The organism is Maribacter sp. UH1 (assembly GCF_056839145.1).
This window is the reverse complement of the sequence record NZ_CM166387.1, coordinates 2,555,864-2,576,959: the sequence shown is the minus strand read 5'-3', so window position 1 is coordinate 2,576,959 and position 21,096 is coordinate 2,555,864. Positions and strand designations below refer to the sequence as shown.

16 protein-coding genes are annotated in these 21,096 nt (G+C 34.2%); 2 read left to right on the top strand and 14 right to left on the bottom strand.

The genetic code is table 11. The annotated features are described in order from the left end of the window. Nucleotides 1-334: 334 nt before the first annotated feature. Both UH1x_RS11145 and tamL read left to right on the top strand, forming a co-directional pair. Nucleotides 335-5,326, top strand: coding sequence for a translocation/assembly module TamB domain-containing protein (locus tag UH1x_RS11145; protein WP_482621755.1), 4,992 nt, complete (start codon nt 335-337; stop codon nt 5,324-5,326). Then, a complete protein-coding gene (gene tamL, locus UH1x_RS11140) occupies nt 5,316-7,637 on the top strand; it encodes a translocation and assembly module lipoprotein TamL (RefSeq protein ID WP_482621754.1) in 2,322 nt (773 codons plus the stop codon). The genes UH1x_RS11145 and tamL overlap by 11 nt, the downstream gene beginning before the upstream one ends. Before the next feature lie 4 nt (nt 7,638-7,641). Here tamL and UH1x_RS11135 read toward each other — a convergent pair whose 3' ends face one another. From UH1x_RS11135 to ruvC, 14 genes are all read right to left on the bottom strand, one after another. After that, nucleotides 7,642-8,643, bottom strand: coding sequence for a metal-dependent hydrolase (locus UH1x_RS11135; RefSeq protein ID WP_482621753.1), 1,002 nt, complete (start codon nt 8,641-8,643; stop codon nt 7,642-7,644). Nucleotides 8,644-8,716: 73 nt separating this feature from the next. Beyond that, nucleotides 8,717-11,116, bottom strand: coding sequence for a hypothetical protein (locus UH1x_RS11130; RefSeq protein WP_482621752.1), 2,400 nt, complete (start codon nt 11,114-11,116; stop codon nt 8,717-8,719). Between the two features lie 49 nt (nt 11,117-11,165). Further along, nucleotides 11,166-12,938 carry a MutS-related protein gene (locus UH1x_RS11125; RefSeq protein WP_482621751.1) on the bottom strand — a complete coding sequence of 591 codons (1,773 nt, stop codon included), beginning with the start codon at nt 12,936-12,938 and terminating at the stop codon, nt 11,166-11,168. Between the two features lie 88 nt (nt 12,939-13,026). Then, nucleotides 13,027-13,509: an ExbD/TolR family protein gene (locus tag UH1x_RS11120; protein ID WP_482621750.1), complete on the bottom strand. Its 483-nt coding sequence runs from the start codon at nt 13,507-13,509 to the stop codon at nt 13,027-13,029. 4 nt (nt 13,510-13,513) lie between these two features. Next, on the bottom strand, nt 13,514-14,131 hold the full coding sequence (locus UH1x_RS11115) for an ExbD/TolR family protein (RefSeq protein ID WP_482621749.1): 618 nt from the start codon (nt 14,129-14,131) through the stop codon (nt 13,514-13,516). Nucleotides 14,132-14,242: 111 nt separating this feature from the next. Beyond that, nucleotides 14,243-16,111, bottom strand: coding sequence for a carboxypeptidase-like regulatory domain-containing protein (locus UH1x_RS11110; RefSeq protein WP_482621748.1), 1,869 nt, complete (start codon nt 16,109-16,111; stop codon nt 14,243-14,245). A gap of 33 nt (nt 16,112-16,144) precedes the next feature. Beyond that, the gene (locus UH1x_RS11105; RefSeq protein WP_482621747.1) at nt 16,145-16,498 is read right to left on the bottom strand and encodes an MmcQ/YjbR family DNA-binding protein; all 354 of its coding nucleotides are present in this window, start codon (nt 16,496-16,498) and stop codon (nt 16,145-16,147) included. A gap of 79 nt (nt 16,499-16,577) precedes the next feature. Continuing rightward, the gene (locus UH1x_RS11100) at nt 16,578-16,937 is read right to left on the bottom strand and encodes a Dabb family protein (protein ID WP_396635326.1); all 360 of its coding nucleotides are present in this window, start codon (nt 16,935-16,937) and stop codon (nt 16,578-16,580) included. Between the two features lie 53 nt (nt 16,938-16,990). Beyond that, nucleotides 16,991-17,617: a DUF4230 domain-containing protein gene (locus UH1x_RS11095; protein ID WP_482621746.1), complete on the bottom strand. Its 627-nt coding sequence runs from the start codon at nt 17,615-17,617 to the stop codon at nt 16,991-16,993. Continuing rightward, the gene (locus UH1x_RS11090) at nt 17,610-17,969 is read right to left on the bottom strand and encodes a DUF4260 domain-containing protein (RefSeq protein ID WP_036151739.1); all 360 of its coding nucleotides are present in this window, start codon (nt 17,967-17,969) and stop codon (nt 17,610-17,612) included. Before UH1x_RS11090 ends, UH1x_RS11095 begins: the two co-directional genes overlap by 8 nt. Before the next feature lie 2 nt (nt 17,970-17,971). Next, entirely contained in the window at nt 17,972-18,718 is a 747-nt protein-coding gene (locus UH1x_RS11085) for a cyclase family protein (protein ID WP_482621745.1), read from the bottom strand. 102 nt (nt 18,719-18,820) lie between these two features. Then, complete coding sequence (gene hemW, locus UH1x_RS11080) at nt 18,821-19,954, bottom strand: radical SAM family heme chaperone HemW (RefSeq protein WP_482621744.1); 1,134 nt, start codon at nt 19,952-19,954, stop codon at nt 18,821-18,823. Nucleotides 19,955-20,106: 152 nt separating this feature from the next. Further along, nucleotides 20,107-20,472 (bottom strand): four helix bundle protein, encoded by a 366-nt coding sequence (locus UH1x_RS11075; RefSeq protein WP_482621743.1) that lies wholly within the window; start codon nt 20,470-20,472, stop codon nt 20,107-20,109. A gap of 65 nt (nt 20,473-20,537) precedes the next feature. Further along, nucleotides 20,538-21,095, bottom strand: coding sequence for a crossover junction endodeoxyribonuclease RuvC (gene ruvC / locus UH1x_RS11070; protein WP_405410744.1), 558 nt, complete (start codon nt 21,093-21,095; stop codon nt 20,538-20,540). Nucleotide 21,096 lies beyond the last annotated feature (1 nt).

The window sequence follows — 21,096 nt, the reverse complement described above, 5'->3', positions numbered from 1 at the left end:
CTAAGAGAGGATAAGTATAGACCGAATGACAAAATGTATAGACGAGCTGTTTTTTTATTTTAAATTTTAGTTTTAGAACCAAACACATACACAGATTATGTTGTTTACCGACAATCTTCGCAGCAAATAAGCTAAATTTATATATTGGTAGGTTTAACTTTGTGTTTTTATGGCATCACTTAAAGAAACCAAGAAAAAGAAAAGAAGGTTTTACAACCTAATGATCATAATAGTTTTACTAATTATAATTGCTACAGGTTTTATGGCGCAACTGGGATGGTAACGTCACTGTTGAAAATTGAATGTTAGTATTCAATCCTATAGTGTTCACCATATGGTCGAAAAAAATCAGAAAATTAAAAAGTATTTAAAACGCTTCGGAAAAGTTATTCTGGGGGTGTTATTGCTATTTTTTGTTTTGGTGTTGGTCATTAGAACTCCTTGGGCGCAAAACTTCATTGTTTCAAAAGTCACTAATTACATATCTGACAAAACAAATACTAAAGTAGAAGTTGACAATCTATATCTTACCTTCTCAGGAGACATTCTAATAGAGAATATATTTCTGGAAGATAAAAAGGGTGATACGTTATTCTACTCAAAATCACTGCAAGCAGATATCCCTATCTACCCCATAGTTTTTAAAAATGAACTTTCCATTGATGACGTAGCTTCAAATGGAGTAGTTGCTAATATTAGTCGAGGAAGCAGCCCTGATGAATTTAATTTTACATTTTTAATAGATGCTCTGACCACACCAACGGATACTACAACAACCAGCGAACCAATGAATATTAACGTGGGTAATTTAGATGTAGCTGATTGGAAATTGACCTATACAGATGCCTATCTTGGAACGGACATTAACCTAGTACTTGGTAAATTAGGTATAGATGTATCTAAATTTGACTTAGACGCCATGAAATTTTCTTTGGATGATTTTGAGTTGAGCGATACCGAGTTTAAATACGTACAATCTCATGTATTTCCCATAACCGAAGACACCACTAGTACAGCGTTACCATATATTGAAGTTGAAGATTTTAATGTGAATAATATTCATATCAACTACGACAGTCAGCCTGATGGTCTACGAACTAAATTACAATTAGGTACTATTGAACTCACAGATATACTAGCGGATGTTTCTAAGAATAGATACGAAACAGATGACTTTGTTTTTCAAAATTCCCAAATAGACCTTCAAATAAGTAGTGAAGAAACTGAAATTACTACCACTAATACAGCTGAATTTGAATGGCCAGAATTTATCATTGTTGCCAACGATATTGAAATTGCAAAAAATACATTTAGCTATTCATTAAATGGTAACCAACATAACACTGAAAGCTTTAACCCCAATGCCTTTAAAATTGAAAAGTTGCAACTGCTAGCTGAAGATTTAAAATACCAACCCGAGAAATTTAATCTGAACGTTTCTAAATTTTCTTTTTCAGAATCTAGTGGCATCGAATTAAATCAATTGGTATTTAATGCAGGTCTGACCAATACCGAAGCATCACTTTCAGATGTCGTTTTTCAAATGAATCAGAGTTCAGTAAAGGCAGATTTTAATGTACAGTTTAGTTCCTTAAAAGGCGCATTGAAAAATCCTAAGAAAAGTACCTTGTCCGCTACTATTTCAGCTCTTAATTTAGAGCTTGACGATGTACTTCAACTACAACCGGAACTAGCCCAAAATCAATATTTAGATTCCTTGTCCGCACAACCTATTACCGGTAATCTAAAAGCCGTAGGTAGTCTTGAAAAAGTGAATGATTTTAATACAGAACTATTATGGGGAAAAGATACTAAACTAACTGCAGAAGGTAGCATCAGCAATCTCACTGCTATAGATTCACTTAGGTACGACTTGAACGGTATTAGCTTTACAAGTACTAAATTCGCAATCAATAAAATAATATCGTCCAAAGAATTAGGGATAGCTATTCCAGAATCTATCCTCGCAGAAGGAAGTTTATCTGGTGGAACCACTTGGGTAAATCCTGATTTACAAATCAAAATACCCGAAGGAAACGCCAATGTAAATGCACTTGTTGATTTTGATGACATCATGAAGTTCAATGGTCAAATTTCTGTTGATAGTCTACAATTAGGAAAGCTATTACAAAACGACCAATTAGGTAAATTATCACTTAAAATTGAAGGTACAGGTGCGGGTTCTCAACTTAATGATTTTGACAGTACTATTGATGGCACTATTACACAATTTCAATATGACGGATACAATTATAATGACATAGAAATTACCGGAAATCTAAAAAATGGTAACGGTACTATAACCGCTAATATAGATGACCCAAACTTGAACATGAAAGTCAATTCAACTATGGCACTTTCTTCTCAAGAAAATGATATTATTTTTACTTCAAATATTATTGGCGCCGATTTACAACAACTAGGTCTCACAAAAAACAATATAAAAATAGCGGCAAATCTTAACGGAAATTATACCGGCACACCATCCAATTTTACAATAAACACAACTATAGAAGACGGTGTTACCATTGCCGACAATGAGCAATATCAAGTAGCTGCTATCGCCCTAAAAGCTCATATTGAAGATTCTATTACAGATGTATCGGTTAAAAGTAATTTCTTAAATGGGCAATTAGCATCAAATGCATCACCAAATCGTATTACTACTGCACTTAAAAAACAAATAGAGCAATACTTCTCTACTGATGACACAACATTTGAAGCTGAGGACGATATTGATGCGAAATTGGCACTTGCCATTATACCTACTCCCGTTTTATCTAAGGTGTTTTTTAATGGAGTTGAAGACTTAGACTCCGTTAATATAGATGCTAGTTTCAATTCTAAAAAGCGAAAGATATCTGCCGAAATAAAAGTACCTCACATTGCATATGCAGGTAGCTCTGTTGACAGTTTAAATGCTTTTGTAAAGGGAGATTCTGTAGACCTTAAATTCTCTGCTGGTTTGGCAGATTTAATCTATGAACCCATCCATCTAAAACAAACTTATTTGGAAGGCAGCCTTAAAAACAAAGAACTGTTACTTGACTTTACATCAAAAAATGACTCTGTACAAGTAATGCATATTTCATCTGGTTTGGCATTTCAAAAAGACACTTTAAAACTTCACATTAGCCCAAATGATTTAATCTTAAATAAAAAACAATGGGAAATACCTGAAGACAACAACATAGTCATAGCGCAATCTTATTCATACTTTGACAACGTAATCTTGAGTAGAAATTCTCAGAAGATGGAAATTTCAAATAAGTTTCCAAAAATGAGTACCGAACATATTGGCATTTTATTCGAGAATTTTCAACTTCAAACATTCCTAAGCTTTTTTAATCCTGATGAAGCTTTAGCAAAAGGTAAGGTCGCCGGTGATTTTGTAATTCTTAATCCGTATGCCGCTTCCGGTTTAGTAGCAGATATTGATATTAAGGATTTTCAGGTCATGGAGAACCCGTTAGGAACATTAACGTTAGATGCGTCTTCTAAATCATTATCTGAATATGATTTTGATTTGGCATTAAAAGATGGTGGAGCCAATCTAACATTGACCGGAGACTATACCGCGAAAGAAAATACAGCAGACTTGAACATGGAGCTCGATATTCAAAAATTAGAAGCTAGTATTATTCAAGGTTTATCAAACAATCAATTAACGGACGGTAAGGGGTATTTAGATGGTAGTCTTCTTGTAAATGGCTCACTTGCCGAACCAAAATATTCTGGCAGAATTAATTTCAATGATTTTAGTTTAACCTTAGCAGCGTACAAATCATCTTTTGCCATTAATGACGAGTATATAGATATTGATCAAGATGAAATTACATTCAACTCCTTTGCTATTAATGATATTAACCAAGGTATGTTAACCGTAGATGGTTCCATAACTACTAAGAGTTTTACAAATCCTGATTTTGATCTCTCGGTTAAAACAGACCAATTCAGGGTATTGGATTCTAAAAAAGGAGATGACGAACTTGTTTATGGTATTGCTAGTATTTTGGCAGATTTAACCGTTAAAGGAAATCTAGAACTACCTGTTATAGATGGAAAATTACGTGTGCGTGATATAACGGATATCACCTATGTAGTGCCGCAAGACCAATTAGATATTCAAGAGCGAGATGGCGTGGTCATTTTTGTAAATAGGGAAAACCCAGACGCCATACTTACACGTAACGATGGCGAAAAATCAGATGCTTTTTTTGCAGGCATGGATATCAATACGATTTTAGAAGTAGCTAATGAAGCAAAGTTTACCGTTGTTCTTGATGAGAAAACAGATGACAAACTACAGGCATCTGGCAATGCAACATTGAATCTTAATATAGACCCCAACCAAGATATACGTTTATCGGGTAGGCTAGAATTAAATTCCGGTTTTTACAGAACAAGCTTATACAATTTAGTTAGTCGCGAGTTTAAACTACAGGAAGGAAGTAGTATTGTTTGGAGCGGAGACCCTTATGATGCTAAAATGGATGTTACCGCTATTTACGAAATTGAAACTTCGGCATCTTCGCTAATGTCATCTATAAGTTATGGTACAGACAGTAGTGTATCTGGCACTTACCAGCAAGCAACAGACTTTTTGGTTTACCTGAATATCGACGGACAGCTAACCCAACCAGAATTATCATTTGCTTTAGATATGCCTGAGAGTGAACAAGGTAATTTTGGTGGTGCAGTTTATAGTCGTGTACAACAACTTAACGAACAAGAGTCTGAGTTGAATAAGCAAGTTTTTTCATTATTGGCATTAAATCGTTTTTACCCAACCACGGGTAGTGATGGCAGTAGCGGCGGTGCTATTTCAATTGCCAAAAACAATGTCAACAAGGTCCTTTCAAATGAACTCTCCTCTATTTCAAACAAACTATTGGGTAATACCGGTTTTGAGCTAGGTTTTGATTTGGATAGCTTTGAAGACTATGAAAGTGGCACTGCTGAAAGTAGAACACAGTTAAATATAAGCGCAAGTAAGAAACTATTTAATGACAGGCTAATAGTTACTGCTGGTAGTGCTGTAGATGTTGAAGGTAGCGCCTATTCTAGTGATACCGAAACCCCTTTAATAGGCAATGTGACGTTAGAATACCTGTTGAGCGAAGAAGGTACGTACCGACTTAAAGGATACAGAAAACAAGAGTATCAAAATATCATTGATGGTCAATTGATAATTACCGGAGTCGCGTTTATCTTTAATCGCGAGTTCAATAAGTTCAGTCAATTATTTAGTCCGATAAAAAAGGAAGATTCAGAGAAAAAATCTTCAAAAAAGAACGATAAGAAAGAAGATACAATTGAAAAATAAAAAATTCACATATCGTACTATACTCTGTTTAGTACTATTGTTTGCCTATTCATGTGGTATAGAAAAATATATACCTGAAGGAGAACAATTGTATACTGGTGCTACTCTTGACATAAATTCTGAAAGTGAACTCCAAGATGGTAAAGAAATAAAGTCAGAATTACTTGATCTTATTGAACCAAACCCTAATACCAAATTTTTAGGAATGAAACCTGCCTTATTTTTTCATTATAAGGCGCAGCGAGAAAAACCAGGATTCTTATATAAATTTCTAAACAAATCTTTTGGAGAAGAACCCGTTTATTTTTCAGATGTAAACCCTGAACGTGTAGAAGAATTGATACTGAACAGATTGGATAATAACGGATTTTTCTACAGTCAGTCTGAATCTGAAACTGTCATAGATGAAAAATTTGCCTCGGTCAATTATTCCGCCAAGTTACCTGCTCCTTACGTATTAGAGAATTACAATCTAGAATCTGACACCTTACCAATGTATAAGGAAATAGAAAAAATACTTCCTGAAACCGCTTTAAAGAAAGGAGACCGTTTTGATTTAGATCTATTAAAAGCGGAAAGAGCACGTTTGAATAATGCTTTAAAACAAAAGGGGTTTTACAATAGTCAAGAAGATCTTTTAATTTTTGAAGCGGACACCAATCAATACAAAAATCGAAAATTTGATTTGTTCTTAAGACTCAAAAAAGATGTTCCTAGTCGTGCTTCTATTCCCTATAAAATAGACTCTATTACCGTTTATCCTAACTACTCAATAGAAGGAGATACGTTGCCATTCACCAAAGAAAACGTCACCCAAGTAGATAGTATAGATTTTATACAGAACGAATTATATTTCAAACCTGAGCTCTTAGAGTCATACTTGCTTTTTAATGAAGGTGACCTATACGATGCGAACACGTCTAAACAAACAAGCAGCAGATTATCTGCATTGGGCAGCTACAAGTACGTAAACATACAATACACCGAATTGGACACTACTGCAACCGACGGTAATGGCGGAACCTTAGCAGCAGATATCTATTTAGCCCCATTAACAAAACGATCCATTAGGGCAGAACTACAGGCGGTTTCTAGATCTAACGGTTACACGGGTCCGGGAATCTTATTGAGCCATACCAACAGAAATGTTTTTAATGGTGGTGAAACTTTTAGTGTTTCGGCAGATTTTTCTTATGAGTTACAATTGTCTAACAGCGATTCTAACCTTAGCAGTATTGCCGGTGGTTTAAGTGCCGATTTGATCATACCAAGATCAATACCATTTTCGCCTAGTAGATTCAAATATGCCGTGCCCAAAACCAAAATATCTCTAGGTATTGATTTTCTGCAGCGTAGCGACCTATTCACCCTAAGTTCTGTAAACAGTAGTTTTGGGTATACCTGGAAAGAAAATCAGTACGTATATCACACCTTAGACCCTATCAGTATTAACTATTCTAGACTATCTAATGTAACCGATGAGTTTCAGGCTATTCTAGATGACAACGAATATTTAAGTCAAAGTTTTGAACAGCGTTTTATAGCTGGCTTACTGTATAGTTTTACGTATGACGAAGTATCTAATCTTAGCAAAGAAAAACCAATTTACTTTTCTACGAATTTTGACTTAGCAGGAAATGCATTGAGTTTGTTTAGCGGAGGCTCAAGTACAATTTTTGGATCTGAATATGCACAATATGCAAAAGTAGATGCCGATTTACGACTCTATTTACGCTGGCAAAAAGAACGTACGTTAGTGTCTCGTTTATATGCAGGCTGGGGTGTACCGTATGGAAATAGCACCACTTTACCTTTCGTTAAACAATTTTACTCTGGCGGTCCATATAGTGTGCGTGCTTTTGATATCAGATCCATAGGTCCTGGTAATTTTTTACCGGACACCGATGATGATACTACCGATTATTACGACCAATCTGGTAATTTAAAACTAGAAGCCAATGTAGAGTATCGTTTTCCACTTTTCTCATATTTAAAAGGTGCGTTTTTTGTGGATGCAGGTAATGTATGGCTAACGGGCGATTATTCTAGTCTAATAGAAGATGAGTCTACCAGTACTTCATCTGTTTCACTTTTTACTGATGGTAAATTTGAAAAAGACTGGTTAAGCGAAGTAGCAGCAGGTGTAGGTTTTGGTGTTCGTTTAGATATACAAAGTTTTGTAATTCGCTTAGATTTGGCTTCCCCACTGCGTATACCCTATTTAGATGAAAACGAACGTTGGAATGTACCTTTCTTTGGTAATGCAGATAATAATATGACCTTAAATTTTGCTATAGGCTATCCATTTTAAGAAACTAATTGCCCCACATACGTTGCCACAGCGCAGCCATTAAACGTTTGGCGTCTCTTTTAAACTTTGGTCTTTCTTCCACAATTAAATCATCACCATTAGGTACTAGTTTATAACTGAATGCAAATTGATTTTCATTTTCGTCTAAACTAATGAGTCCAAATCTTAGGTCATTAAAATACAGCTGTCCGTCATTTTCGGTAATCGTATACCAGCCTTCGGTTATTTTTATAAGTCGCTCTATTTTATCGTTACTAGACCATTTACCCAGTAATTCATGATTTTTAGGATACGATGTAAACGAGATAGGCTGCGTATCAAAGAAAGAATAATCTCCCATTAAATAAGCATCTTCAGTATCTATATTTGCCATCCAAAGTACCGTATTCAATGGTGCAGGGCGGGTATTCATATCATTATAAGAAATACCTTGTTCCTCAAGCGCATTTTCAAATTTCTGAAAAGCAATTCCTTTTAAAAGTAGTGTTAATACTAAATATGATGTACTAACTAGTAGTCCAAGTTTTACATACCTCTTGCGTTTTATAGACGTCCGTTTTTGAAACATGGCTAATATCAAAAAAATGATAAACGGAACAGTATACAATGGATCTATCACAAATACACTTTGAAACGCTAATCTTGTTTTAAATGGCCAAAATAATTGTGTTCCCCAAGTAGTAAATGCATCTAATAACGGATGCGTAAAGAGACCCCAGAACATTAACCAAGACCAATCTTTCCAAGTAGCAGATTCTTTCTTGTTTATTTTCCAGACCAGCCAACCAAAAAGGGGTGCACATACTACTGAAAAGAAAATAGAATGACTAACTCCCCTATGCCATTCGGTAGCAGTAACAGTATCTAGAAAATAACGGGTAATCACATCTAAATCGGGTATTGTACCAGCAATAGCACCGTAAAGCATAGCCTTATTACCCACTTTCTTACCAAGAACCGCCTCGCCGACCGCTGCCCCAAGTACTATTTGTGTTAATGAATCCATATGATGCCGAGCCCCCTAGCCCCCAAAGGGAGAGTTAACAGGTGTTGTTATATTGTTTTAAAAATATTAAAAATCAATCAATTATAAGATTTTGTTCAGCAGAAATCAAACTACCATCAGACCCCATGCCTTCAATATAAAAATTGATATTATTCTGTAAGGTATTTAGTATTTTGAAGGTAGCAATACCATTTTCATCAGTCTTTAATTCTGGAACCCAATGTATAGTACCAAAATTCTCAAATTCATTAGAAAGGTATGAAGTGTATTTAGGGGTATAGAATTTCTTAACAGGCTCAAATCCTTCTTTAAGTTCGTACTTAAAAACATTCTCATCTTTACCATACTGACCATTATAATCCCTTGGCAATCTTCTGGTATAAATACGAATTACACCACCGGCGCCTCTTGCTCCTTCACCTGCGCCTGTTTTATCTATTAAAAAACTTTCCACCTCACTAGTTGGCATTCTATATAAAATATCAAGTGTACTTAATCTTGCACCATTTAAATAAATAACAGGAACAGGCAATGCATTACCTGAAAGAAAAGATTGTACAGTTCTTGCTCTAATAATTAGCCGATCTGTACTACCAAAACTTAACTCTTCTCTAACGTAATAACCCCTAGACGCTATAATGTCGGTTATTAGCGGAAAACTAAATTCTATATCTTCAGTAACCTCTGTCATTTTTCCTTTTAAATATTTAGGAATAAACACGTTACTTTCTACAGTAGATTTGATCTTATCTTCAACAACCGTAACCTCATTTAGACTTATGGTATTATCAGAAGAAATTAAATCTGGCGCATTATCTATTTTAGAACTATTTTCATCTTCAAATTCTACTTTTTCTTTCCAAATAGTATCAATTTCATCGGGGATTGCCCCTAACTTCATATTCAAACCTATATTTGGTTTTGCCAATTTTCCATTATTTACAATTAACGTAAAATCCAAAGTTTCACCTTTTACAGGGAAATTTTTCTGAATCAAAAATCTATTGTCTAAAATGTCTAAATATCTACTACGACCATCAGGAAAACTAACTAAAAGCTTTTCTTCTGATGTAACTCCTTTATTATAAATAGTTCCTTCTAAATCTATTCCCTTTTCAAATTCATAAAACTGACCAGGAGGTCCTTTAAACACATCGGTCCAATCATATCTAGACCAACCTTGGGTCATCAATAAAAGGTCTAGATCATTCTCTTTCTTAGGGGTAACATCCTTAAAATAATATTTTGGATTTTCAATAAATCCTTTTACATAAGGTTTTAAATATAAAGCACTATAAATAGAGTTTTTTTGATTGTAAGAAATTGTATTGCCAGGTAAAACAGAGACACTTAAATTTTGTTGCACATTACCGTTATCGAGAAGTTTGACTTGAATATTTAAAGAATCGCCCTCTGTAGTTATTTTGCTTACCTTCAACTTAGTGTCTAAAAGATCTGCATGATTAAAAACCAATCGTTCTGCAATTGGCTTACCATCTGGATTAAATAACGTCAAGATATTCAACCCTTTATTAAGCACCTCTTTATTTAAAACTTTTGATACAAATAGTTTATTCTTGGGGAAGGTAATGGGTATTCTATTTGCGTGACCATCTTTATGTACCAGCAAAAAAAACTGTTTTTCTTTAATAATTTCCTTTGTCGCCTCGTTTGTAGTTAAACTAATAATGAACCGGTCATCATCAACATTCTTTACACTAAAAGAGATGCCGACTTTAGAAGGTTTTTGAAGCGTAGTGGTTTCCACACTACCATCGTCAAACTCAATTTTAGCAACATACTCAACACCCGCCTTAGGATTAAAATTAAATTTTCCTAAACCAAAAATTGATGTATAGAATCTGGCTACCTGAGTATTATCGCTATCAAATACAGACCCTTCTACAATTCTAACACCATATCCGTTAGCATCAGTAACTTTAACTCCCATAACACCAGGCGCGTCTTCAACGAAGTTACCGCCTTCAGGCAGAAACTGGATATCATAATCTTTAATAGATTTAGCCTTTTCAATCGGTTTTTCATTTAAAATGGTGATTTTCTGAACAAAAGAATCATCTTCTTTAAAATTCTTCATCCAATTTGTACTTGTACGAAGATAATACTCACCACTAGCAAGCATTGAATCTACGACAATACTACCTTTAAAATAACCATCACCTGCTTTAAAATGATAGTTGTTAAATTTCTTTCCGTCAGCATTATACAAGCCTACATGAACCGTTCTAGTCTGACTAAAGGGTTTATTGTTATGCCTATCGTAAACATAACCCTTTAACCATACTTCTTCATTGGCTATGTATGTTGTCTTGTTAGTGTGCAGAAATACAGACTCTCTTGGTAATTCAAAATATTTAAGGAATTTATCCTTGACCAAATTGTTACCAATTTCATTTTGAGCTAAAAGAATATTTGAAAAAAGAAAAAGGAATAAAAGCGAAATTCTATGCATAAAAAAGACGGAAAATGATTACAATATTAAATCTATGAATAAAAAAGATTTATTCTATAATCCCCATCTTCTTTAACAAAAAAGAAGCGTTCATATTTTGACAAATACCGTCTTTAAACGTGTAATCAAAATGCAATTCGTTATCTATGATTTCTGCGTCAAAATAATGGTTCTTAACCGCATCATATTCATTTGCGACTTCGCAAAGACTAAGATCATGCGTAGCAATAATACCAGTAGATTTACTCTTTACTAATCGTTCTACAAACTTTCGCGAACCCAATGCCTTATCAGTACTATTAGTTCCCTTTAAAATTTCATCTAAAACAATGAAATAGCGATCAGTCTGAATTTCATCTACAATGTATCTAAGGCGCTTTAATTCTGAAAAGAAGTAAGACTCATCATCTGTCAATGAATCCGTAGTACGCATACTCGTAATCAGTTTAATTGGAGAATAACTTACAGATTCAGCACAAACTGGCAACCCAACATTAGCCATCATAATCTGTAATGAAACAGTTCGTAAGAATGTACTCTTACCAGCCATATTTGCACCAGTAATAATAAAGAACTGTCCGCCATCAATAGTAATATCATTTAATACACTTTTCGCTGGATCTAACAACGGGTGACCAGCATTTTTAGACTTTAATACCACTCCGTCATTGGTTATCGTAGGATACGTAAAATTTGGATGGTTAAAAGCGAAGTTCCCTAAACTACTATAGGCATCAAAAAACGCGATGGTATTGAACCAAACCTCAACACTTTTACCATGCGCCTCAATCCATTTCTCAATAGCAAGACAATCAGTTAATGAGCGAAGGAAAAATCCGTTTGCAAATATTAAATAAAGTAGATTATTATTACGATCCAGGTTGCTTAAAAGTGATGCGAATTTCTTTAGAACTTTAGAATTATGTTCACCATTGCTTAAAATATTTTCCTTTTGTTTTTTCAATAGATCTGATGTAAAATCAGTCTTTTCTATCATTGCCAATAGTTGATTGTACTGATCAAAAGTAGATTTCATTTTGGTAGCACTCTGTCCTAAATTGGTTACCTTTTTTGTAAATAGACCAACGATGATTATACCTAGAACCAACCATGAAATCAATACAGATTCCGGTAGGTAATCCAAAAAGTATGCAATAAAAATAGCCACTGAAATAATTGAAAATACTAGCGGAATAAATTTCATTGCCTTTGGTACAAAAGACTCGTAATTCTTTAACCATTTGGCAATAGTATGTGTAGAAGTTTCCGTTTTCGTTAATGCCGCCATCGCAGAAAACTCTTGTCGCCAATCAACTTTTTTACCAATTTCAGTAATTGCTTCTTGCTTTTCGGCAATGTCGTTAATCGAATTCTCCTTATAAATATCGGCTAATAAAAGGCTACCCTCGGCAAGTTTTGTCCTATTTGAAATTTGATAAAAAGAACCTTCACCAAACAAGTCTATATCTTGGCTGAAAAAATGAATGTCATCGGCAAATTCTTTTCCGTTAGGTAATTTAGAAAAATCTCTTTTTAGCACTTGTAACTCTACTTGATTGAGATTTCTCAACTCTTCAATTTTAGCTTTTTGAAGTTTTAGATTTGTGTACTTACTTACTAAAAACAAGAACAATGGTATACCAACAAATAAAACGGCAACCACATATTTGGCATTTACCGAAGCGAAATAAAGTGCAGCTATTGTACCTAAAAATATCAGTAATCGTAACGTGCTAAATAAAAATAGTTTCTTATTTAAAGCTTCAATAAGATCCTCAAACTTTTGTACGCGTTGGGTGTAAAATTCTTCTAAATTATTCATGAATATCAACCTATTATAGAAAAGGCAAAGATAACCTTAGAAAGTGGTTTCTATAAATGTAAAGTAGATTTAAAACATTCATTTCATTCTATAAGTTATCTACAGCAGTACCTTCATAAGTGGTATAGTTTATTTTCAACAAATTCACCATACGAAGTTCACTTTTAAGGTCTTCTATAACACCCATTTTCACTCCAATATCTGCTTTAATAGATACTGTTGCAACACTTTTTAAATGCTCTGGCATTGACGACAAGGCTTGCAATGCATAATCTCCGACTTCATCTACGGTAATAAATTTATTATACATTTGAATTCTGGGCTCATCTCCCAAATTTGTATTACTGTCGTTAGTAGGCTTGCCTACATAAATTTCTATAACTCGGTCTTTCTTATCTAACTTCTCGGTCTCAGTTGCCGTCGGCAAGGTGTTCTCAACTAATAAGTTCTGATTTTTCATAACAGTAACTGTCATAAAGAAAAAGAGAAGTATAAAAACGATATCTGGTAATGATGCAGTTGATACAGGCGGCAAGCTTTTACTAGATCTATATTTGTTGAATTTTATCATGGCTTTAGTTATTTAAGGTTTCTAGTTCTAAAATTTTCTGTGGATAAAGTGCTCTTATGATTTCTAATCGTTCTTTTAAAACTTTCTTTTCATCCTCGTTAATTTCTTCATTGTAATAATCGGAATAAATGGTTTTATAAGGAGTATTGAACAATCGTAAGCTCTCTCTATCTCGTAAATCATTATAAGCTGCAATCACTTCATTTTGCACAGTTACATAAACCGGATAACTACTATTACGCTGTGCCTTTAAAGAAATGATGGCTTTATCAGGATTCTCAGAGGAATTTGCTGATCTATCTCCTTTACAATAATCGCAGTATCCCTCTGCTTCTAATGGTAATCCTCCGTTATCAATAAAAGTGATTACTTTCTCCTTAAGATTGTTAGGGTCTAAAATATCTCCTTCTGCCATTATTAAATCAGCGTCATTTATGCTGATTTCAAAAAGGTTTCTCTCTTTGATATCTACAATAGCATTATTATCATCAGGAGGCATAATACGGTTTAGTCCCATATCATTTTCTATAGTAGTGGTAACTAAGAAAAAGATGAGTAATAAAAAAGCGATGTCAGCCATTGACCCGGCATTTACTTCTTGGGGTGATCTGTGGTTTTTCATGAATAGTGGTTTTAAGCACTATTAAGTACTGAAAATTGACCGCTAAAGAAAAGTTAGAATGAGGGAATGGTGGCTTTGAGTGAGGGAATGGGAAAATGCTTTTTTCAAATATTAAAATTTTAAAGAAATACCTGTATTTATAGTGAAGCTATTTCTCAATAGGTCATTTTGATTTGTATCAATTAAAAGGTTTTGTTTTCCGTTCTTGATAAAAGCTTTTTTACGAAAAAGAAAAAAACCATCTTGTTCCTGAAGAATAATTCCTTCTGTATTATTTAGTGGAAAATTATATCCTACGGACAATAAAAAACTTAATCTTCTACTCTTTTCCAGTTTTAAAAATATACTAGGTTTTATTCTCATTCCTCTTTGAGACATTACTGCACTTACGTTTTCGCTATCAAAAGATTTATTTTCAATTTTAAAACCTTCTTTTACAGAATAACCTCCAATTTCATAAGCTAATTCTAGATAGCCTAAACTTACCCGAGGAGATATATAGATTGGCCTTCCGGTAGGATTTAAATTAAAATTTTTAGCAAGTACTAAGTCATGTGAGTTAATGCCAATACTTGAAAATTTACTAACGTTAGAATACCCAATTAAAAAATTAGGTGTAATCGAAAAGAATAGAGAGGAAGTGAAACCAAACGTATTATCTTCTGAAGGCACACCATCTCGTTTAATCTCCAAAGCCTCATTAGCAAAATCTAACGAATATGAATTAATACTTAAAGGTGTCCAGTTGAAACTCATTTCATAGGTGAGTTTACTTAAAATGTTTAACAATTTATTAGATTGAGTTTTTGAATTTTCTTTTTCGGAGTAATCAATGGATTTAAACAAACTCTCGGATACAGCATCAGGGGAAATAATGTTATAGCTATTCCAAAAATCAGGGTTATAATCATTGTTCTCATCTAAAAGAATATCATCAAACTGTAATTTTTCTAAATATAGAATATCAGGCATATTACCATGAACTTCTGTTGTTACATAATTACTAACTAAGTTGAGCAATTTCCCTCTTTTCTTAAAGGCGGTTTCATATTGAGAATTTTTAAATCTCCATATATTATCATCCCCCTGTTCATAAGCTATAGTATAATTTAAAAATTGACGATTGGGTCCAGATAATTCAAAGAAGGCTTTTACTTTAACTTCTGCTTTTATTATCGCAAAAGTGGAATCCATCACATAAACATATCCAGACACTTTATTTTTATTTTCAAAATAAACCTTGTAAATATCTTGATCGTATTGCCGTAAAGTATCTGCTATTTTATACCTATAAGCATTAATATTATTTAAAAAATAATCTCTTCTTGCCACCAAATCAAATCTATGTATATGGTGACTTCCTGCTTTAATTTTTGTAGTAAGGGAATCTAGTTGCTCACTTTCGTATTTACGTAACTCAACTAGTTTGACATCACCAGACTTAATTGCTTTTGTGTATGCTTTTTTATTAGCCTCTATAACTGCTTCTGAAATATAAATTGGATTTTCTTCTTTATTCCAAGTAGTTGTTTCTCTATAAAAACCTTTATGCCTCTCATTTTTAACCGGGTAGTTATCAGGAATAGATGCAATGACGTTTTGTATTAATTCTTTACCAAAATCTTTGGCATATAAAACAACCTCATTTAATTCAGTAATATCTTTATCCAATGAAATTACTTGATAACCTTCTCTTAAAATTACAGTTTTTGTTCTGTAGCCAATTGTAGAAATAACTAAGTTAAAATTTATGCTTTTTGAATCTGAAACTAGTTTAAAAAGCCCAACATCGTTAGATATAGTACCAATGTTTGAATTTAGGATACGAACATGAACAAAAGGTAATGGGTTACCATCTTCGTCAATAATTTTACCAGAAATTATAGATTGAGAAAAAATAAATTGAAAAGAACATAAAAAAATAAGTGCAAAAAAGGTTGACCTATATTCATTAACTATCTTTTCAAAAAAAACTATCATATTAATTTGTTATTCCTTGCTAAATCAAACAAATCACAACGCCTCCAACTCCGCCTTCACTTTCTTAGTCAATTTAGAAACCACCAAATTGTATGAATGATCAATAAGTTCTTTTGTAAGGACTTTGGATATTTTATCTAAGTAAACAGTGTTCCAATGCTTTTTACTCATGTGCCAACCTTCAATAATGCCATCATGCTCTTCACGAAGTGCTATAGCTCTTTCTGGGTCGCATTTTAAATTAACGCGAAGCGGAACATTATCCAAGCCACAAAGGGCGAACATTTTACCCATAACTTTGAATACCAGCGTCGTCTCATCAAAAGGAAAAGATTCTGTTACTCCTTTCTTTAAAATACAATAATCTCGGTATTCTTCAACATTCATGCTATTGAGGTATTAGAACATAAATTAACTTAAGGTCAAATACAATAAACAGTACCTGACCTTAAAATTATGGTACTTTTTAAATACCTGTAGAATCGTAAACGATGACCTTAGACCACAACTTCTCAGATTCGGCAATAAACACCTTGTGCGGTGCCTCATCTTGGTATGCTTGCTGAGATTCAGCAGAATCAAAACTTACGATTAAAGAATACGTAAATGAACCATCTACCACATCTCTACTCGCTTTTGGCGGCTTGCCAATAAATTGTGTTTTAGCATATGCCGAGTTATCTAAAAACTTACGTAAAGAAGTTTCAAAAGCAGTTCGGTCTGCTTGATTATCAGGGTTTTTCAACCAAAAAAATACAGTATGGGAAAAATTAGCGTCGAATTCAGTCATTTTATCATCATTTTGACCAAAAGTTACAGAGGTCATTAGTGTTATTGCAAGGATACAAATTACGTTTTTCATAATTAAATCTTAGTTGTTTATTGTTTTTCTTCGAGTAATTCTATTTGTTTCTGCGAAATTTTAAGTGCGGAATAATCTAATGTCCAACCTATGGTCTCTACAATTTTTTCCATTATCAAAACTGTCTGCAAGGCTTCTTTTCTTGCGTTATCCATTAGTCCGCTTTCAGGAATCTTTTCCTTTATATGTGCTTTGGCTTCCGCATTTAATTTGGTTAAATCATCTGGAGCAAAAAAGTTAAAAAATCCACTTTTAATATCATAAAACTCCAGTTCTGGTTCAATACTTAGCACTTCCGGTTGCGGAAAATTATCAAGAACTATTTTTTTCTTTTTCTCATCGGCATGCATTAAAAGTTTACTTAGATCATAGCCAATATGTGCTTTAGCTTTTATAACTACCAAAGCCTTCTTTTTACTACTCACCAAACTCATGAAATCTTTTACATTTTCATACTGGTAGATTTCTGCAAATTCACCTTCTACAGATATCAATTTGCAAACACTTTTCATCTTCTCTAACAACACGGTAGATTGGTGTGTTGTAATCTCTTTACTTTTCTTGCCTTTAAAAAAATTAAAAAGCCAATACATGCCAATAGCCCCTAAAACCAGACCGAGAATCGTATCAAATATATTATCCATTGTTATTTCCTATTTCGCCTAAATGCGTAAACTTAAACCCTTTATCATATTTGAGTCCGTATCCAAAGATACGGTCCATGGCGGTATGTATAAAAAGAATTGTACCTATTAATTGTATTATGGGTAACATAAAATAAATACCTACAAAGTATAATAGTACGGCGAATCCCCTATGGTGAAAGGTATTATAACACACAGCACCTATTTTGGAACCTAGTAAATAACCCAACATTGAAATATCTGGCGTAAGTATCAAAACTGGCAACCACCACCATTGGTAACCTAACAAGCCGAACATAAAAATACCGAGCACCATTAAGGCGAGTTCCTCTAATTTCAGTAGATTTCTCATAATTATTCTATTTTATAAAGCACTGGTCTGCTTGGGCTAGCGTCATTCTCAAAAGGTGCCACCTGCAAGTTTACAAAGTACGAACCATCAGCAATTGAATCTGGAACGTAAATAAACTCCGTAATGGTAGCGTTTAATCTCACCTCTGAATTGAAGTTCCAAAATGCCTTGTGCGCTAGAAGCTTGCCATCATCTTTTTCCTTGTCTACAGATGGTAGGTCTATCAACAAATGCTCCACTCCCAATTCTCTAATAAAGACCATGGCATCTTCTAATATGTATGGCGGGTTGGTATGGGAATAATGCCTATTTCGTTTTGATGCCAGATTAGGAAGCGTTCTTATCACTAATGCCTTTGGGGTATTATTGCTAAGTGCATTTTCAATTTGATTTTTTGTGATGACCAAATCTCCTTTTTCTTCAGATGGTGTAATCGTAATCACCTCAGCCAAAAAGAAAAACTGTTTTAAATGCTGATTTATAGATTGATGCTCTGCAGAAATATGACCAACACACTCCGTATGCGTACCATGGGAATGCGGATTGAAAGATATATCATAAAAATTAGTACTAGAACCTGCCGCAATACTTCCTGTAAAATTAGTTTCTCTATGGGGCTCTATTGTTGGAGCATCAACATACCAAGCGTTTACGTTATCTTTTTTATTAGTAATAGGTATGGAAATATCTAGGGGTTTAGACAAGTCTATTTGATACTCTTTAGCATTATGGGTTATGGTAGTCTTCATTTTACAATTTGTAAATTTATGTGCAGACGTATGGTTAAGGCTTTTCTTTTAATAGTTAGAAAATTACGAATTTTTAGATTGCTCATAACAAGCTTCTTTCATCTATTTCAAATTCAACATAAACAAATCTGCCGCAATGCCGTCTGCTAGAAACATCCCTTTTTTAGTGGTCTTCAGAATGTCACCATCAACGAAAAGCAAATGCTCTTTTAGAAACTTATCGGCTTGCATTAGGATGTACTCTTTGTATTTAGGTCCGAATTCAGTTGATATTCTAGTAAGAGAAACCCCCCAGATAGTCCGCAAGCCTGTCATAACATACTCGTTGTATTTATCGGTCGAAGAAAGTACTTCCTCCTCCATAGGTAATATATTCTGCTCTATGGATTTTATATACTTTGGGTTGTTATTGATGTTCCATCCTCTACGCACACCATCAAAAGAATGTGCAGACGGACCAATACCTATATATTTTTTCTGCTGCCAGTAGGCAGAGTTATTCTTAGAGTAATATCCTGGTTTCCCAAAATTGGAAATCTCGTAACAATCGAATCCTTCCGCAAGCAAAGTATCATTCAGCAGGTTAAAATGCTCTTGTGTCTCTTCGTCAGATGTAGGCGTAATCAACCCATCCTCCACAAACTTCGCAAGTGCCGTTTTAGGCTCTACCGTAAGAGCATAACTAGAGATATGCGTAATACTATAACTAAGTGCTTTATCTATATTCTGTTTCCAGCGTTCTAAAGTCATATTCGGCATTCCATAAATAAGATCAATCGAAATATTATCAAAATGCTGACTTGCCAATTGTAAACACTTTTCAGCTTCCAAAGCATTATGTGCCCTGTTCATCAATTTTAAATCTTCCTCAAAAAACGATTGAATGCCTATACTTAAACGATTTATAGGACTGACTGCCAGTTGTAGTATTTTCTCTTCGGATAAATCATCAGGATTCGCCTCTAAGGTAATCTCCGGATTGTCTACAACATTATAATGTTCACGAACCGCTTCTATCAACTGCTCAATTTCCTTAGTTTCTAAAACAGAAGGCGTACCACCGCCAAAATAGATGGTTGCAACCTGTTCTTCAGAAAACTCGTTCTTACGCAGCTCCAGTTCTTTACACAATGCTTTCACCATCGCTTCTTTCTTTCCCATAGTGGTAGAAAAATGGAAATCACAATAGTGACACGCTTGTTTACAAAATGGAATGTGGATGTAGATTCCGGACATAGTTTCAGTTTTCAGTGGGCAGTACCAGTATTCAGTAGGCAGCACCAGTTATCAGTGGGCAGTACCAGTATTCAGTAGGCAGCACCAGTTATCAGTGGGCAGCACCAGTTATCAGTGGGCAGTACCAGTTTTCAGTTTTCAATTTACAGTTCTTAGTTTGAACCAAATTTACTTGGGTTATTAATCATATAGTTTAAAAGCTTACCAACTTCTTCACTATCTTTTATAAAATCATTAAATGTTATTTGGTCAATATATTCACATTGTAATGCAAACTCTAGCCAAGTCTGAGTTTCTGAATTTTCAGCATCGCTATCAGTCAACTTACTTATAAAGTGCTTAGGATAACTTCTTTTACGATAGGCTTCTGCAATATTAGCGCTCACACTTCTAGACGAACGTCTAATTTGGTCAGTCAAAGAATATTTCTCTTCTTTAGGAAAGGATTTTGAAGTATGAAATATCTTCATTGCAAGTGCAAAAGACTTTTTGTAAGCCAACAAATCTTGAAACTGCATATATTATTTTTACTGGTTACTGCTACTAATAACTGTTACTGAATACTGGTACTGCCCACTGAAAACTATTTTTTAACTCGTTTCTCATTCTGCTTAACAAAAGCGCCCCAGCCAGAATAGCTTTTACCGACCACATCAACTCTCCCTTGATTATAAAAATGACAAACGGCAGCAGCAAGTCCGTCAGTGCTATCTAGGTTTTTTGGAAGTGTTTTTAGTCCCAATACGCTTTGTAACATTCTAGCGACTTGCTCTTTACTAGCATTACCATTTCCGGTAACCGCCATTTTAATTTTTTTGGGCAAGTATTCGGTAATCGGTATTTGACGTGATAGTCCCGCTGCCATGGCAACCCCTTGTGCACGACCCAACTTTAGCATCGATTGTACGTTCTTACCAAAGAAAGGAGCTTCTATTGCAATCTCATCTGGGTGATAGGTATCTATCAATTCGATAGTACGCTCAAAAATGAGTTTTAATTTGGTGTATGGGTCGTTATATTTTTGAAGAAGCAATTCGTTCATTTGAATAAACTCCATTTTTTTACCTACCACTTTTATGAGTCCGAAACCCATAATAGTCGTACCTGGGTCAATACCCAAAATTATTTTCTCGTTCGCCAAA

Coding starts and splice junctions, on each gene's coding strand:
- hemW (WP_482621744.1), bottom strand. CDS start 19,954: ATGTCCGGAATCTACATCCACATTCCATTTTGTAAACAAGCGTGTCAC.
- UH1x_RS11105 (WP_482621747.1), bottom strand. CDS start 16,498: ATGAATGTTGAAGAATACCGAGATTATTGTATTTTAAAGAAAGGAGTA.
- UH1x_RS11110 (WP_482621748.1), bottom strand. CDS start 16,111: ATGATAGTTTTTTTTGAAAAGATAGTTAATGAATATAGGTCAACCTTT.
- UH1x_RS11115 (WP_482621749.1), bottom strand. CDS start 14,131: ATGAAAAACCACAGATCACCCCAAGAAGTAAATGCCGGGTCAATGGCT.
- UH1x_RS11075 (WP_482621743.1), bottom strand. CDS start 20,472: ATGCAGTTTCAAGATTTGTTGGCTTACAAAAAGTCTTTTGCACTTGCA.
- UH1x_RS11145 (WP_482621755.1), top strand. CDS start 335: ATGGTCGAAAAAAATCAGAAAATTAAAAAGTATTTAAAACGCTTCGGA.
- UH1x_RS11135 (WP_482621753.1), bottom strand. CDS start 8,643: ATGGATTCATTAACACAAATAGTACTTGGGGCAGCGGTCGGCGAGGCG.
- UH1x_RS11125 (WP_482621751.1), bottom strand. CDS start 12,938: ATGAATAATTTAGAAGAATTTTACACCCAACGCGTACAAAAGTTTGAG.
- UH1x_RS11130 (WP_482621752.1), bottom strand. CDS start 11,116: ATGCATAGAATTTCGCTTTTATTCCTTTTTCTTTTTTCAAATATTCTT.
- UH1x_RS11120 (WP_482621750.1), bottom strand. CDS start 13,509: ATGATAAAATTCAACAAATATAGATCTAGTAAAAGCTTGCCGCCTGTA.
- UH1x_RS11090 (WP_036151739.1), bottom strand. CDS start 17,969: ATGAGAAATCTACTGAAATTAGAGGAACTCGCCTTAATGGTGCTCGGT.
- UH1x_RS11100 (WP_396635326.1), bottom strand. CDS start 16,937: ATGACCTCTGTAACTTTTGGTCAAAATGATGATAAAATGACTGAATTC.
- UH1x_RS11085 (WP_482621745.1), bottom strand. CDS start 18,718: ATGAAGACTACCATAACCCATAATGCTAAAGAGTATCAAATAGACTTG.
- UH1x_RS11095 (WP_482621746.1), bottom strand. CDS start 17,617: ATGGATAATATATTTGATACGATTCTCGGTCTGGTTTTAGGGGCTATT.